Raw genomic sequence first — 13,035 nt, 5'->3', positions numbered from 1 at the left:
TTTACTTGCCGGAATTATCCTCGCGGAACTGTCTCGGCGTCATGCCCGTAAATTTTTTGAAGATCTGTGTATAATAACTTTGGCTGCAGAACTTGAACAGGAAAGCGATTTCGGAAATGGACTGATTCGTATAAATGAGCAGATGCTTCGACTCCTCCACCTTCTTCGCGTGAATGAACGAGGTAATGGAGATGCCGGTCTCGCGCTTGAAGCGATCTGACAAATAGCTCGGGTGCACGCCAATATGAGCCGCGATCCCTTTTAAGGCAAGATCTTGGAAAATATGCTCCCGAATATAATGCACCGATAAATTGACAATATGCGAATAGGGCAGCACTTCCTTCTCCCGCCGGATCGTAGCGATGAACTGCATTAACATCTCGTACTCGAACAGGTTAAGCCGATCTACGTCACTCATCCGCTCGATCTCCAAAATCAGCGTATCGCTCAGTTGGAAGGCGGTCTCCGCATCGACGCCGCCCTTGATAATCGCCCGGGTGAACAGTGTGCAGGAAGCAATCAGGGCATTCTTCCTGGAGCGCAGCGGATAGGAAGCCAGCACGGCACCTTCCAGCTTGTTGATGCGGTTCAGCATATCGAGCGCCTTGGTCTCGTCGCCGAACCGGATCGCCTCCAGCAATTCTTGTTCATAATCGAACGGAGGATGAACATAATTATCCTGCAAGTATTGCATGCGGGACGACAAGAAACTCGGCCGGTCCCCGGCATGATACGACTTGTTCATGCATCTCTCTCCATTCACCTAAAAATATTGATAATAATCTGAATATTTTAGTATAATCTTATCCTTTTACGAACTAAAATTCAAACCATAATCGCACAAGGGAGGCTGCGCAACCATGACCTGGACAATTTCCAACCGTGATTTGACATCGGACGCACTGCTCAATATGGAAAGTATCTTTGCTCTTGGCAACGGTTACTTGGGCGTGCGGGGCAACTTCGAAGAAGGCTACGGGGAAGCCATGCCGACGATTCGCGGCACCTATTTGAACGCTTTTCACGATGTTATCGATATTCCTTACGGGGAGAAGCTCTTCGCCTTCCCGGATACGCAGCAGAAGCTGGTCAATCTTATCGACGCTCAGAGTATCCAGATTTATGCCGGCGACGAGGAAGAACCGTTCCGCCTCGATCAAGGCCAAGTGACGGCCTTCGAACGCCGCCTTCATCTGGACAAGGGATATTCTGAACGCACGGTGCGCTGGACCTCGCCATCGGGCAAGGAGCTGAAGCTGACCTTCCGCCGCTTGGTGTCGTTCATCCGCAGGGAGCTGTTCGCTATCAACATCTTGATCGAACCGGTCAACTTCACGGGCGGAATCAAGATTGTCTCGACGGTCAACGGCAATGTGACCAACTACACCAACCCGAATGATCCCCGCGTCGGCGCAGGCCATGCCAAGCGTCTGACCGTGGCGGACTTCGGAACCGAGGGCTCGTACGGCTATGTCGTGGACGAGACGATGGCGTCATCGCTGCAGGCGGCCTGCGTGGCCTGCCACCGCTTCGACGGCGAGGCGAAGGAAGCTTGGGAAGCCGCATCCGGGCAGGTTGTCTATACAGCAACGGCCGATGTATCCGGTCCGGTGAGCTTCACGAAATACAGCATCTATACCGACACGTTGCGCCACGGCGACGGTCTGGTGAAGCAAGGCATTGCGCTTCATGAACAGCTCGCGGCGATGTCGTTCGACGATCTGCTTGCGGAGCAAGCGCATTATATGGAGAATTTCTGGAAGTCGGCAGACATCGTCATCGAGAAGGATGACAAGCTGCAGGAAGGCATCCGCTTCAATCTGTACCAGCTGCTTCAATCGGCCGGTCGGGACCGGCACAGCAACATCTCGGCCAAAGGCTTGAGCGGGGAAGGCTACGAAGGCCATTATTTCTGGGATACGGAGATCTATATGTTCCCGATCTTCCTCATGAACCAGCCGCAGATTGCGAAGCAGCTGCTGCTGTACCGCTATTCGATTCTGGATCAGGCGAGAGCGAGAGCGCGGGAGATGGGGCATCGCCGGGGCGCGCTGTTCCCGTGGCGCACGATCGCAGGGACGGAATGCTCCTCCTTCTTCCCGGCAGGCACCGCGCAGTACCATATCAGCGCCGATATCGCTTATAGCTACATCCAATATTATCTGGCCGAGCTGGACAACGAGTTCCTGCTGTCCTACGGAGCCGAGGTGCTTATCGAGACGGCCCGCCTCTGGGCGGAGATCGGGCATTACCATCAAGGGGCCTTCCATATTGACGAGGTCACCGGTCCGGACGAGTACACCTGTCTGGTCAACAACAACTACTATACGAACGTGATGGCTAAGCATAACCTGAAATGGGCGGCCAAGAGCTGCGCTATCCTGCAATCTTACGATGCGGCGGGGCTGAAGGCGCTGTGCGATCGCCTCGGCGTCACTTCCGAGGAAATCGAGGCATGGGATAAGGCTGCGGAGGCGATGCTGCTTCCGTATGATGAAGAACTGGGCATCAACCCGCAGGATGATACGTTCTTGCGCAAGGCGGTCTGGGACTTCGAGAATACGCCGAAGAACAAGTACCCGCTTCTGCTTCATTATCATCCGCTGACCATATACCGCTATCAAGTCTGCAAGCAGGCGGACACGGTGCTGGCGCATTTCCTGCTTGAGGATGAGCAGGATCTCGACACTATCCGCCAGTCTTACGATTATTATGAACGGATCACAACGCATGACTCTTCCTTGTCCTCCTGCATCTTCAGCATTATGGCCGCCAAGATCGGCGATGTGGACAAGGCATACGACTACTTCATCGAGACGGCGCGCCTCGATCTGGACAATACGCACGGCAATACGAAGGACGGCTTGCACCTCGCCAACATGGGCGGCACATGGATGTCGATCGTCTACGGCTTCGCCGGAATGCGCTTGAAGGAGAGCGGGCTGTCGCTCGCGCCGGTCCTGCCGGCGGCATGGGAGCAATACGCCTTCCGCCTTACGTTCCGCGGAAGCCTGATCGCCGTGCGCGTCGCCGGCGATGGCGTCACGCTTGAGCTGCTGGAAGGCGACAAGCTGGACATCGCCTTGTACGGCGATTCGGTAAGCCTGGACAAGACCGGGGAGGTTCATCGCCCGCTTGGCGCCAAGTAAATAAGTAAATAAGTAAGTAGGACAACGAAGAAGAAACCGGAACCTATGGGAGGAGCGATAACGATGAATCAGACAAGTTCGCTGCAGGCTGTCCTGTTCGATCTGGATGGCGTCATTACGGATACGGCCGAGTATCATTATTTGGCCTGGAACGCGATTGCCGAAGAGCTGGGAATCCCGTTCAGCCGCGAATTCAACGAGAATCTCAAAGGCGTCTCGCGCATGGATTCCCTGAAGCTCCTGCTCAGCCAAGCGTCAACCCCGCCGTCCTATACGGACGAAGAGATGGAGCAGCTCGCAGATCGGAAAAACAAGCTGTACCAGGAGCTGATCGATAAGGTGACGCCTGCCGACCTGCTGCCCGGCATCGCGGACTTCATCGCTGACATTAAGCGGCATGGCGTGAAGATGGGGATCGCCTCCGCCAGCAAAAACGCCCAGGCGGTCATCGGCCGCCTCGGCATCGCGGATCAGTTCGACGTCATCGTGGATGCCGCGAAGTTGAAGAACAACAAGCCGGATCCGGAAATCTTCCTGACCGGCGCCGCCGCGCTGAACGCCGATCCGAAGTACTGCATCGGGGTCGAGGATGCGGTCGCAGGCGTGGACGCCATCAAGGCCGCGGGCATGTTCGCAGTGGCCATCGGAAGCCCGGCCGCCTTCCCGCACGCCGACCTGGTGCTGGAGAACACGTCGCAGCTCCGGTTCGAAGATCTGGCGAAGCGGTTCTCGTAAGCCGCGATATTTCACGTGAACAGGCAGAGACATCCGTCTCTGCCTGTTTTGGTATACTCGCTTCAAGGGAACGAGGCTGTCCCATTGGTTGTGGGCGCTCGCTCATTGGTTGTGGATGCTGTCCCCATTGGTCGTGCAGAAGATGCAGCGAAAGACGGGATAACCTAGAAGATACCGACAGGAAGACTGCGGCAGGGAAAGCTGTAGGAAAAGCAGCAGAATAAGTGCCGGGGGAAGCGGCGGAAGATGGATAATGTTGTGAATCAGATGGATGATGTTCTGAATCAGACGGATAATGTAATGAAGTCAGATGGATAACCAAGTGAAATCCTGCGTCACTGCAGCAATTTGCGCTCCTTGTGCCGATATTTTATTCAATTCCTGCAAAAGTACATTATTCTTGCCGATTCTGCTTTCTACCTCTTTCAAATTGCTGAAATTCATGCCGTTTTCAGGCTGTTAGGAAAGTCCAAGGATTTTTGGGCACTTCATCAGGACTTGTCTCTCAGTAGAAAAATTTTATCTGATCGAAGTGCCTGAAAACTGCACAATGAAATGTCTATCCGATAGGCGAAGTCCTCAAAACTGCACGGTTTCTCAAGACACGTTGATTCAGTAGGCAAAATCCTGCTCAAATACAGCAATTCGGTAGGGACGACTTCACCAGAAAGGGAATCCTGTAAAACTGCAGCAATTTCACCCGTTTCTCTTCGACTTAGCTCAAAAGGGCCTAAAATGATGTAGCTGTGCAGCAATTCTTCGAAATGTGGACTCATTGAGCCGAAATTCCTGTAAAATAGCAGTAATTCCCTCCACACGTTAAAACCCCAGGATATTATGATGTCTCCAGAAGGCGATGACGCTCTGAATGCCAAGTTTCGATTAGGTAATCACCCCTCCAGGGGTTTTCCAACAGCCTGGGTTCTGCAGGAATTCCTGTCACGAAGTAAATGGCATTAGGGAAAGCTGCATTTTTGCAGTTTTCGGCAATTTGAGCTTTGAGAATCTAGGGTCTGTCGCACACCCGATTGTGTTAAGCCAACATTCATTCCAACTCACTCCATTGGACATTTTGTGCCCTCGTTTCTCCATTTCAATATGTTGGGATGAAACATCGATTACCGCTTCATTGTATGAACAGATATACGCCTGTAACATGAAGGAGGCGCCGCGATGAGCAATATCAGCTTTCACGTCAGCATCCCCCCGGGAAGGCTCTGGAATTGGTCAAGGACAAGCAAAATGCCAATCTGGTTCATGAGTAGGAGTATATAATCAAATAAAAATGCACCCCCTGGATTTCATCGGATAACCTAGGGGGTTCCGATGTCATTTCAAAGGGGTGCACTTCAGACATGACCCATACCCGGGAGGGGGGCTTGTCTCTTCTAGGGAGTGCATCTCATTCAGCGTGCCTTCCGCGGCAAGCCTCTATTGATCGACGTTGTGATACACCTGCTGCACATCGTCCAAATCTTCCAAGGCATCAATCATTTTATCAAATTGCGCCTGCACGTCTTCCGGGAGGGCGACATAGCTTTGCGGCAGCATCGTCAGCTCGGCCACAGTGAATTCCGAAGTGCCCGCTTCACGCATCGCATTCTGGACCGCATGGAACTGATCGGGCGCTGCATAGATGATGACCGCCTCGTCCTCTTCGAGGATATCGCGGACATCCAGATCCGCATTCATCAGAATCTCCAGCACTTCCTCGGCGGTCTTGCCTTCCAGGCCGATGACGGCCGTCTGATCGAACATATAATTGACCGATCCGCTGACACCAAGGCTGCCGCCGTTTTTGTTGAATGCGGCACGCACCTCGGACGCTGTCCGGTTCACGTTGTTGGTCAACGCGTCGACAATCACCATAGTCCCATTCGGACCGAAGCCCTCGTAGCGAAGCTCGTCATAATTTTCATCCGAACCGCCCTTGGCCTTCTCAACCGCACGATCAATGATTGCTTTCGGCACATTGTATGTTTTGGCGCGCTCAATTACAAACTTCAAGGCTTGGTTCGAGTCGGGATTCGGCTCCCCCTGCTTCGCAGCCACATAAATCTCTCTTCCGAATCGGGCATATATACGACTCGTGTTAGTATCCTTGGATGCTTTCTTTTCCTTAATGTTATTCCATTTACGCCCCATCTGTACTCGCTCACTTTCCACATTGAATGTCCACAATCATATTTATAATAATATCTCTTCGCGGAATCTTGAGCAACAATGGTCACAAAACACCAGTAAAGATTTGTGGATGGACAGGCCTATTCCAGCTCAAGCAACGGTAGTGTTTCTAAGCAAGCCCCGCTACATAATGAAAGACCCTTTTCCCGGAAAAACAGAAAAAGAGCCTTGAGGCCACCTGCAACATTCACATCGACAATGCTTTGTTGGCATTTTTCATATCGTTCTCCAGCAGCTTTGGCAGATCGTACGAAGGATAATAACCGCGATCCAGCATGTAATGGAACACCCTCGCATGCAGGTCGATTGCGGCATTGAGCTGCTTCTTCAGCGTCAGGCGCAGCGACGGGGTCGAGGTCTCGGTAATGCCAATCGCATAGCTCCGAACCGACGTCTTGCAGAAGCCAAGGAGATGCCCGGCGTAGAATCTGGTCATATCCGTGCTGTCTCCCATATGACGAACAAATGCAGGGGCCATCGGATAGTAGCCGAGCAGATCTTTCAAGTTGATCTCCATTGCGTAGATCGCATCCTCATATAATACGCGCAGCTTCGCATCCTTGACGTCGTCTATCATCATTTTGAACGCCATCAGATGGTTTGCCTGGAACGCAATCAGCTCATGCATTTCCATCGTCTCATGCCATGCCAGATGCTCCTTCCGTTCACTCTCAGCCAACCCTAATCCCCCCACCATCGCTTATGGGGTAGCATATGACTGTATTGGGCGGGCGGTGCCTGCCCACTCAGGAGGGCGCCGCTTCTTAGGTCTGCTGGTAATTCGTGGCGGCGATCCGGCAATCCGGACAGATGAAGGCGTAATAGATTCCTTCCCCGTATTCCTCCACGTCTTCCCAATCCAGCTGCCCAACGAACTTCATCGTGGCAGAACAGCCCGGACAGGCGGGATAGTCAGCATCCTGGACCCAGGTCGGATGTCCCCCGAGCTGGGAGGAGGCCGCCTCCAGCATCCAGCTCGCCGCATGGAAGGCGCTTCGCTTCGAAGCGGACAGGCGGAACAAATGAGCGGCCTCCCTGAAGGCGCTCTCTTCTTCCGGCTTGACCCAATAATCTGGCTCTCGGTTCCATGGACTCCAATGAACCTGCCCTTCGGCATCGACATCGGTATAGATATAACCGTAGCAGGTGCAACTGATGCAGGTGGCGATCCGCAGCCTGTTCCATGGAAGGCCGTAACCCTTCAACTGCGGGTGCGTCAGATGCAGATCGAACAATACGGTCAACTCGCTTCCGCACCAGCCGCACTGCTGCTCCCCTTTTCCTAGAATGGAGGCTCCTTCGCCTTCCTCCCCGAATGGCATCCCCGTTCCTACCGGGTAGCAGTCCATATCGTACAAATTCCGCCGCTGCCCGCTTGCCGTCAGCTCCCAGCCCGCTGCCCGCGCATAGGCTTCAGGCGCGATATACAGCTCCTTCGCCCATTCCGGCGGGTGGGCCCGCCATTCCCGGAACAGCTCAACGACCTTGATTTCTCCTCCCCGTCTGACTCTGCCGCCATGGCTGGCTCTCCCTATTTCCGGCCGTAATCCGCTTTGATCTCGCCCCATGCCTTCGTGTCCCATTTCAGCACCTTATTGTCATAGGTGTTCGTCTGGAGCCAGCCAAGCGCCCGATCCACGAGATTCCAGATCTCCTTCGTCGACTCATTGCGCTCCAGGGTGGTGGCCACCTTCTTCTCCCGGACCCATTTCATGGCGGTTCGAGAGTCGCTGTACACCGTCTGGTTACTTCCCTTCCGCTTCAAATACGCGAGCGAGTGGACGATAGCCAGGAACTCTCCCAGATTGTTGGTACCGTTCGGAACCGGACCGACGGCAAACAACACCTCGCCCGTCCGGGTTGACACGCCGCGGTACTCTACCGGCCCCGGATTGCCTCTTGTGCCGACATCGACAGAGATGCTGTCGTAATCCACCTCGGCCGACGGGGCGCTGGAAGCCGCGCCTCCCCGGGCTGGCGAGCCTGTCCCGTCCTTCTTCTTGCCCCAATGCTTCTGCCAGCCGTCCCGATAGGCCTGCTCCGCCGCGGCCTTGGAAGGAAATGATTTGTATTTGGCATCTTTATAGTTATCCGTTTGCGCCTTGCATTCCGCCCAGCTTGAATAGACGCCTGGACGATGACCGGCCCATACGACGTAATATTTTGCCTGTGCCATGATTATGTCCACCCCCAGCAGAAGCCGTCCCGATCCCAGGCAATCCGGCCGCGGTGCAGCTTCCGGAATGCCTTCTTCACTTCCTTGTCCAGCGACGCATTGCCCCTCTCATTCACGAATACGAACGCTTCGCCGAAATGAGCGCGCACATACGCAATCACATCGCTCTGATGGACGACTCCCTTCGCCTGAATCTCGGATACCATCCATTCCGCCACCTGCTGTGCGGTCGCTTCCATCCTGTCCACTCCTTAACAAATACAAGTCTTCTTCCGGGTCCCCAGCTTGCCAGCGGCAACTGTCTTCTCGATATAAGGTACGGCATCCGGCACCTTGCATGCGGTCTGCCCCATATGAACCTGCACCTTCCCGATCGCCTCGGCCACCTGGACTGCCTCCTCGTGCAGAGGCCGGACATAGGAGCCGATGACGATCACGAACATGTTCATCGTATAGCGCACCCGATTCTTCTCGCTATGAATCATGCCCGCGATCTGCTGCAGAAGCTGGCGGATCTCTTCCAGATCCAAGTCTTCATCCTGCGTAATCGAGATATAGTTCGCATACGTGCTCCAGCCGCAAGTGGCGATCATCTCGTCATCCGACTTCATCCATTCCCGGGCCAATGCAAGGGCATGCGGGCTTTCTGCCGCCACGCCTGCTACCGTATACTCTGCAAGTAAATACCAATTGGCCCGCTTCGCCCAAGCCTTCAGCGTCTCCCTGTCCATCGTCTTCGGGTTCACCGTCAGTCCGGCCAGGTACATCGCATCGCTGTTGCCCGTCTCGTACAACGCTCGGGCGAGCGCCTGATCCTTCTTCACATCCTTGACCAGCTTCTTCAGGTCCCCCACCTTGACGCCGAACAGCGGCTCCTGGGCCCCATGCCGGAGGAACGTTTTTTTCGTCTGCTCCGAGCCCATCGCTTCCAGCTTCTTCATGATGTCTTCTACGGTCATGCGCTTCACCTCGGGCAGAATGATTATGCGTGTATTATATCATGCTATCAAAATAAATCTTTACAAAAGTAGAGTTTGATGCTAGTGTTAGTAGTGTGCATTTATTCCATTATTACCCTTTAATGGACTCTTATTCCGCAAGCCATTGCATCGGAATGCAGTCCTGCCGCAGCATACATAGAAAAGTTATTATGGACGCTAGTTTAAACATTACATAAGGGAAGCGTCTTAGCTTCCATACGCTCCGATTCTGACATACTCCGTGTGCGGCATAAACCGATACTTATGCTCTCTTGCCTAACTCCAGCAGCGATTCCATCTCATCATTGCTTAGGTTCGATCCATGCTTCGGTATGATTTGATTAGCTGGCCAGCTTTCAAATATATCACTTTATTCATGGAGGTCTCATTGGTGACTAAGAAGATAGTAAACAAATCATTATTGGCACTATTGTCCGTACCTGTTCTTAGCTTGTCCTTATTTTCCGGGGTGTCCTTCGCTGATTCCCAATCCAAACCGTTAACGATTCCGGGAGGTCAAGGCAAATTAACGTCGAATGTATGGAGAAGTACGTCGCCGACATCCTCCGGCAACACGTATCAATGGGATTGGCAAGTATCAGCGGTCTATAGCGGCTCCAAAACAGTGCAAAGAGTAAGAGCCTCTTGGAAGAGCACCGCGTCACTAAGAAGTTCCGCCTCCATCAGCATGGGCGTATCTGCTGACGGAGCCAACGCCGGCGGCGGCTCGTCATGGCAGTCGGTATCTACGAAGGAAAAATATTGGGAGAACTCCAACGGCTCCAAATCCTCGGATTGGCGCTCGAACATCGTCATCGGACCGAAGAAAGATTACCGGAGCGGAACGATTGTAACGACCAACAAGGCACAGGTGAAGCTCTCTAGCGATCCGAAAACGTACGAGATCAGCGCCGGCGTATAATTAAAGAGCGGATACAATTAAATAAAGAATCGGCAGACGCATCTGTCGATTCTTTATTTTTCAATATAGACGACAACCATTCCGATGAGGGGGAGAAATGAAAAAGTTCGCACTCGCATTCCTGTTCATTCTTTGTTCCTTGGCCACGGGCTGCGGCAAAGGCAGCCCCGGCACGATAGCAGACGCTCCGCCCAGGGTCGCGCTGCCGGAGTGCGGTTCAACGGAGAATTGCATCTACCTGTATAACCGTTATTCCCAGAAATTATTATCCTATAATGTAGATGCCAAAACCGTTGAACAGCAGTCCAATATCGTCAATTTCATCCAGTATGAGTTCAATGAGGCACATAACCGCTACTTTACCGCCGGCAACAGCCTCACGAACGGCTTCGTCATTCTGTCGGTCGACCCGAAGGAGATTACAGAGCTCCATCGCCTCGGAGACGAGAAAAACGAAGCCGTGTTCCCTCTGGCGACGGACGGCGGGAAGCATCTATTCATTCGGAGCTATTATGACACTAATGGTATGGAATCGAAACGCTCGATCGCGCAGTTGAACTCGGACAATACGCTGTCCGACTTTTCAAATGTAACAGGGCTCGTTTCTTCGGGCGTCCTCATCGGCCAGCATCTGTTCTACACTACCTATGAGGAAGCCATTAATGCTTACTCCCTATATGCATTAGATGTCACTGACTTGTCAAGCAAGCCGCAGCTCGTCCAGGAGAATCTGGAAGCAAGCGAAGTATATGCCTTGAATGGCCGCCTCCTGGTGTCGGATCACCAATATATTTACAACGATGAGGAACGTTTTGTTAAGCAACCCCTCAATTATTTCGATTCCGGGAGCGGTATCCTGATTCAAATCTATCCCGACAGCGATGCCAACCTCGCTCTCGACGCCATCGATACAGCAACGAAGCAAGTCATTGGGACCGCAACCAACATCATTGATTTTTCGATCGAGGACCATCAGATTACGGTCTACTGCCAAGGGCATATCGATCGCATCCCATTGAAGCCTGGGGGGGACCGATGAGCAGTCTTCGATTGATCAACATAGCCAAGCAGTTCGGCGATAAAGTGCTGCTCGACGGCATCGATTTCGAATTCCATGCTGGCCGTATCTATATCATCAGAGGGGAGAGCGGTTCCGGCAAGACGACCCTGTTGAATATTATCGCGGGATATATTGAAGCGGATACCGGCAGGCTGGAAATGCAGCCGAATACAAGAATCGAATATCTGTTTCAGGATGAAATGCTTTTCTCGAATCTGACGGCAAGAGAGAACATGTATATTAAGTATAGGGCGCGCAACCGCGATGACGCAGGCTTCCTTCCACTTGCCGAGGGCACGTTGGCCCAGTTCAATATCCTCGATCTGGCGGACCGGAAAATATCGATGCTCTCGGGGGGAGAAAAACAACGAGTGCAGCTGGCTTCCATCCTCATCTCCGATCCCGATATTATTTTGATGGATGAACCGACTTCCAAGCTGGATCTGCACAATAAAAAAACGATTTATGAAGCGATCGTGTCTGCGTTTCATCGGAAATTAGTCATCATCGTCAGTCATGAAAACAACCGGCTCATCGATGCCAGCATCAATCTTACGTTGGAGCATGGGAGATTGCATGATGAAAAACGATAAACAAAAAGCGGCAAACATCTCTAGTCTAATCCGGAAGAAATCCAGCTCGCACCTGAAAATATCGATTTTACTCTTTGTCGTCTCGCTCGTGTTAATATCAACGGCGTCCGTATTTTTCATTAACCAGTACTTGCAAGTAGAAAAAGATTTTATTGCGAACCATAATACGCATACGATCGAGATTACTTCGGCCAGAGGGAACGCCATGCACGCTGTGCCTTTGCAATTTGCCGATGAACCTATTTTGCGCGATCACATTTCTTCGCTGGCGTCCGGGACGAAGTATCGCATGTTCAAAGAATATCAGTTTAATTTCGGGATTCAGGACAGCAAGGGGGACACGCACTTTATTTACGGCCTGGACGAGGACGCCGCCGCCTTGTTGGGGGACTGCAGCCTGGAACGGGCGGTGACCTGCGGCAAGACCGATATCGGGCCCGCCGCCACCTTGCGGATTCCCGTAATTGAGATTCATGAAGACGGCCTTAGCAGCAGCCGCTTCGCGGATTTTACCGTAACGCACCACACCGGCGTGGCCGAGAACAACCCCTTCTCCCTATATAATGACGAACAACTGGACAGCGTGTATGTCGGCAGCGCAACGTACAAGGATATGATTGAGGCGGCGTATTCCGTCTCGTGGGATGAATTCGTCGCGCAATACGACGAGGACAATCCCTTCGGCATTCAAGCGCTGAGGAAGATGTACATCTATGTGGATGATTTGTCGCAGGTCGAGAAGATTGCCGAACTCGTGAATGACAAGGGATACAATACCAACTATACGTTCAAAGCTTTCGACGATTTCAGCCAATCCATGAACAATACGCTTGTGTTGTCCGTCTCGCTGGCCAGTCTTATTCTCATCATTACCGCTTCGCACGTGCTGCTGTCGTTTCATTCCTTTTTAAAGGTGCAGCAGAAAGACATGGGCATCTTAAAACAGTTCGGATATGAGGATCGGATGATTCAACATATATACGCGGGCAACATAAATCGTATTTTTGGCCAAGTTGCCGCAGGAATCGCGGCATACACCGCGATCATTTGTCTGCTGTTCGTTAAGGAGCGGCTTTTGTTATATTCATTTTCTTTACTATTTTTTCTAATGATAGTATTATTTATAATTAATCGAATTATTGTGCTAATCATCGCCAAAGGCTACACGTCCAAAGATATTCTGACTTTGCTGAAGACGAACAAGGAATTCGAATGACGCCATCCTTCGAAATCGAG

The 13,035-nt window shown here is 52.3% G+C and carries 13 protein-coding genes; 6 read left to right on the top strand and 7 right to left on the bottom strand.

The annotated features are described in order from the left end of the window. Nucleotide 1 precedes the first annotated feature (1 nt). Nucleotides 2-745: a helix-turn-helix domain-containing protein gene (locus FLT43_RS18455; RefSeq protein WP_087441522.1), complete on the bottom strand. Its 744-nt coding sequence runs from the start codon at nucleotides 743-745 to the stop codon at nucleotides 2-4. Nucleotides 746-860: 115 nt separating this feature from the next. Between FLT43_RS18455 and FLT43_RS18450 the strand changes: the two genes are divergently transcribed. Together FLT43_RS18450 and pgmB are read left to right on the top strand one after the other, a co-directional pair. Further along, nucleotides 861-3,149 (top strand): glycoside hydrolase family 65 protein, encoded by a 2,289-nt coding sequence (locus tag FLT43_RS18450; protein WP_087441521.1) that lies wholly within the window; start codon nucleotides 861-863, stop codon nucleotides 3,147-3,149. Between the two features lie 63 nt (nucleotides 3,150-3,212). Further along, nucleotides 3,213-3,884: a beta-phosphoglucomutase gene (pgmB, locus tag FLT43_RS18445; RefSeq protein WP_087441520.1), complete on the top strand. Its 672-nt coding sequence runs from the start codon at nucleotides 3,213-3,215 to the stop codon at nucleotides 3,882-3,884. Nucleotides 3,885-5,315: 1,431 nt separating this feature from the next. Here the strand turns inward: pgmB and FLT43_RS18440 are convergent. The 6 genes from FLT43_RS18440 to FLT43_RS18415 form a co-directional block, all read right to left on the bottom strand. Next, nucleotides 5,316-6,029, bottom strand: a complete 714-nt coding sequence (locus tag FLT43_RS18440) for a YebC/PmpR family DNA-binding transcriptional regulator (protein ID WP_087441519.1) — start codon at nucleotides 6,027-6,029, stop codon at nucleotides 5,316-5,318. Between the two features lie 226 nt (nucleotides 6,030-6,255). After that, the gene (locus tag FLT43_RS18435) at nucleotides 6,256-6,765 is read right to left on the bottom strand and encodes a spore coat protein (RefSeq protein WP_127510933.1); all 510 of its coding nucleotides are present in this window, start codon (nucleotides 6,763-6,765) and stop codon (nucleotides 6,256-6,258) included. A gap of 67 nt (nucleotides 6,766-6,832) precedes the next feature. After that, the gene (locus tag FLT43_RS18430) at nucleotides 6,833-7,636 is read right to left on the bottom strand and encodes a hypothetical protein (RefSeq protein WP_174818190.1); all 804 of its coding nucleotides are present in this window, start codon (nucleotides 7,634-7,636) and stop codon (nucleotides 6,833-6,835) included. Next, nucleotides 7,600-8,244 carry a ribonuclease H gene (gene rnhA / locus FLT43_RS18425; RefSeq protein ID WP_087441517.1) on the bottom strand — a complete coding sequence of 215 codons (645 nt, stop codon included), beginning with the start codon at nucleotides 8,242-8,244 and terminating at the stop codon, nucleotides 7,600-7,602. Before rnhA ends, FLT43_RS18430 begins: the two co-directional genes overlap by 37 nt. A 2-nt stretch (nucleotides 8,245-8,246) precedes the next feature. Beyond that, entirely contained in the window at nucleotides 8,247-8,483 is a 237-nt protein-coding gene (locus tag FLT43_RS18420; protein ID WP_006678597.1) for a DUF6953 family protein, read from the bottom strand. A 12-nt stretch (nucleotides 8,484-8,495) separates the two neighbouring features. Next, complete coding sequence (locus FLT43_RS18415) at nucleotides 8,496-9,203, bottom strand: DNA alkylation repair protein (protein WP_087441516.1); 708 nt, start codon at nucleotides 9,201-9,203, stop codon at nucleotides 8,496-8,498. Between the two features lie 412 nt (nucleotides 9,204-9,615). Between FLT43_RS18415 and FLT43_RS18410 the strand changes: the two genes are divergently transcribed. The 4 genes from FLT43_RS18410 (at nucleotide 9,616) to FLT43_RS18395 (ending at nucleotide 13,015) form a co-directional block, all read left to right on the top strand. Further along, nucleotides 9,616-10,146, top strand: a complete 531-nt coding sequence (locus FLT43_RS18410) for a hypothetical protein (RefSeq protein WP_244194109.1) — start codon at nucleotides 9,616-9,618, stop codon at nucleotides 10,144-10,146. A gap of 97 nt (nucleotides 10,147-10,243) precedes the next feature. Then, nucleotides 10,244-11,185 (top strand): hypothetical protein, encoded by a 942-nt coding sequence (locus tag FLT43_RS18405; RefSeq protein WP_087441515.1) that lies wholly within the window; start codon nucleotides 10,244-10,246, stop codon nucleotides 11,183-11,185. Further along, on the top strand, nucleotides 11,182-11,799 hold the full coding sequence (locus tag FLT43_RS18400; protein WP_087441514.1) for an ABC transporter ATP-binding protein: 618 nt from the start codon (nucleotides 11,182-11,184) through the stop codon (nucleotides 11,797-11,799). The genes FLT43_RS18405 and FLT43_RS18400 overlap by 4 nt, the downstream gene beginning before the upstream one ends. Then, nucleotides 11,783-13,015 carry a hypothetical protein gene (locus tag FLT43_RS18395; protein WP_244194108.1) on the top strand — a complete coding sequence of 411 codons (1,233 nt, stop codon included), beginning with the start codon at nucleotides 11,783-11,785 and terminating at the stop codon, nucleotides 13,013-13,015. Before FLT43_RS18400 ends, FLT43_RS18395 begins: the two co-directional genes overlap by 17 nt. Nucleotides 13,016-13,035: the final 20 nt, after the last annotated feature.

Origin of the sequence: Paenibacillus thiaminolyticus, assembly GCF_007066085.1 — a bacterium.
Lineage (GTDB): Bacteria > Bacillota > Bacilli > Paenibacillales > Paenibacillaceae > Paenibacillus_B > Paenibacillus_B thiaminolyticus.
Note: the sequence above shows the minus strand (reverse complement) of the source record. Positions and strands in the feature narration are given on the sequence as shown.

Excerpts from the sequence above, each read along its gene's own strand:
- FLT43_RS18415 (WP_087441516.1), bottom strand. The coding sequence starts at position 9,203 with ATGACCGTAGAAGACATCATGAAGAAGCTGGAAGCGATGGGCTCGGAG.
- pgmB (WP_087441520.1), top strand. The coding sequence starts at position 3,213 with ATGAATCAGACAAGTTCGCTGCAGGCTGTCCTGTTCGATCTGGATGGC.
- FLT43_RS18435 (WP_127510933.1), bottom strand. The coding sequence starts at position 6,765 with ATGGTGGGGGGATTAGGGTTGGCTGAGAGTGAACGGAAGGAGCATCTG.
- FLT43_RS18405 (WP_087441515.1), top strand. The coding sequence starts at position 10,244 with ATGAAAAAGTTCGCACTCGCATTCCTGTTCATTCTTTGTTCCTTGGCC.
- FLT43_RS18400 (WP_087441514.1), top strand. The coding sequence starts at position 11,182 with ATGAGCAGTCTTCGATTGATCAACATAGCCAAGCAGTTCGGCGATAAA.
- FLT43_RS18395 (WP_244194108.1), top strand. The coding sequence starts at position 11,783 with ATGATGAAAAACGATAAACAAAAAGCGGCAAACATCTCTAGTCTAATC.
- rnhA (WP_087441517.1), bottom strand. The coding sequence starts at position 8,244 with ATGGCACAGGCAAAATATTACGTCGTATGGGCCGGTCATCGTCCAGGC.
- FLT43_RS18440 (WP_087441519.1), bottom strand. The coding sequence starts at position 6,029 with ATGGGGCGTAAATGGAATAACATTAAGGAAAAGAAAGCATCCAAGGAT.
- FLT43_RS18420 (WP_006678597.1), bottom strand. The coding sequence starts at position 8,483 with ATGGAAGCGACCGCACAGCAGGTGGCGGAATGGATGGTATCCGAGATT.
- FLT43_RS18430 (WP_174818190.1), bottom strand. The coding sequence starts at position 7,636 with ATGGGGCGAGATCAAAGCGGATTACGGCCGGAAATAGGGAGAGCCAGC.
- FLT43_RS18450 (WP_087441521.1), top strand. The coding sequence starts at position 861 with ATGACCTGGACAATTTCCAACCGTGATTTGACATCGGACGCACTGCTC.
- FLT43_RS18455 (WP_087441522.1), bottom strand. The coding sequence starts at position 745 with ATGAACAAGTCGTATCATGCCGGGGACCGGCCGAGTTTCTTGTCGTCC.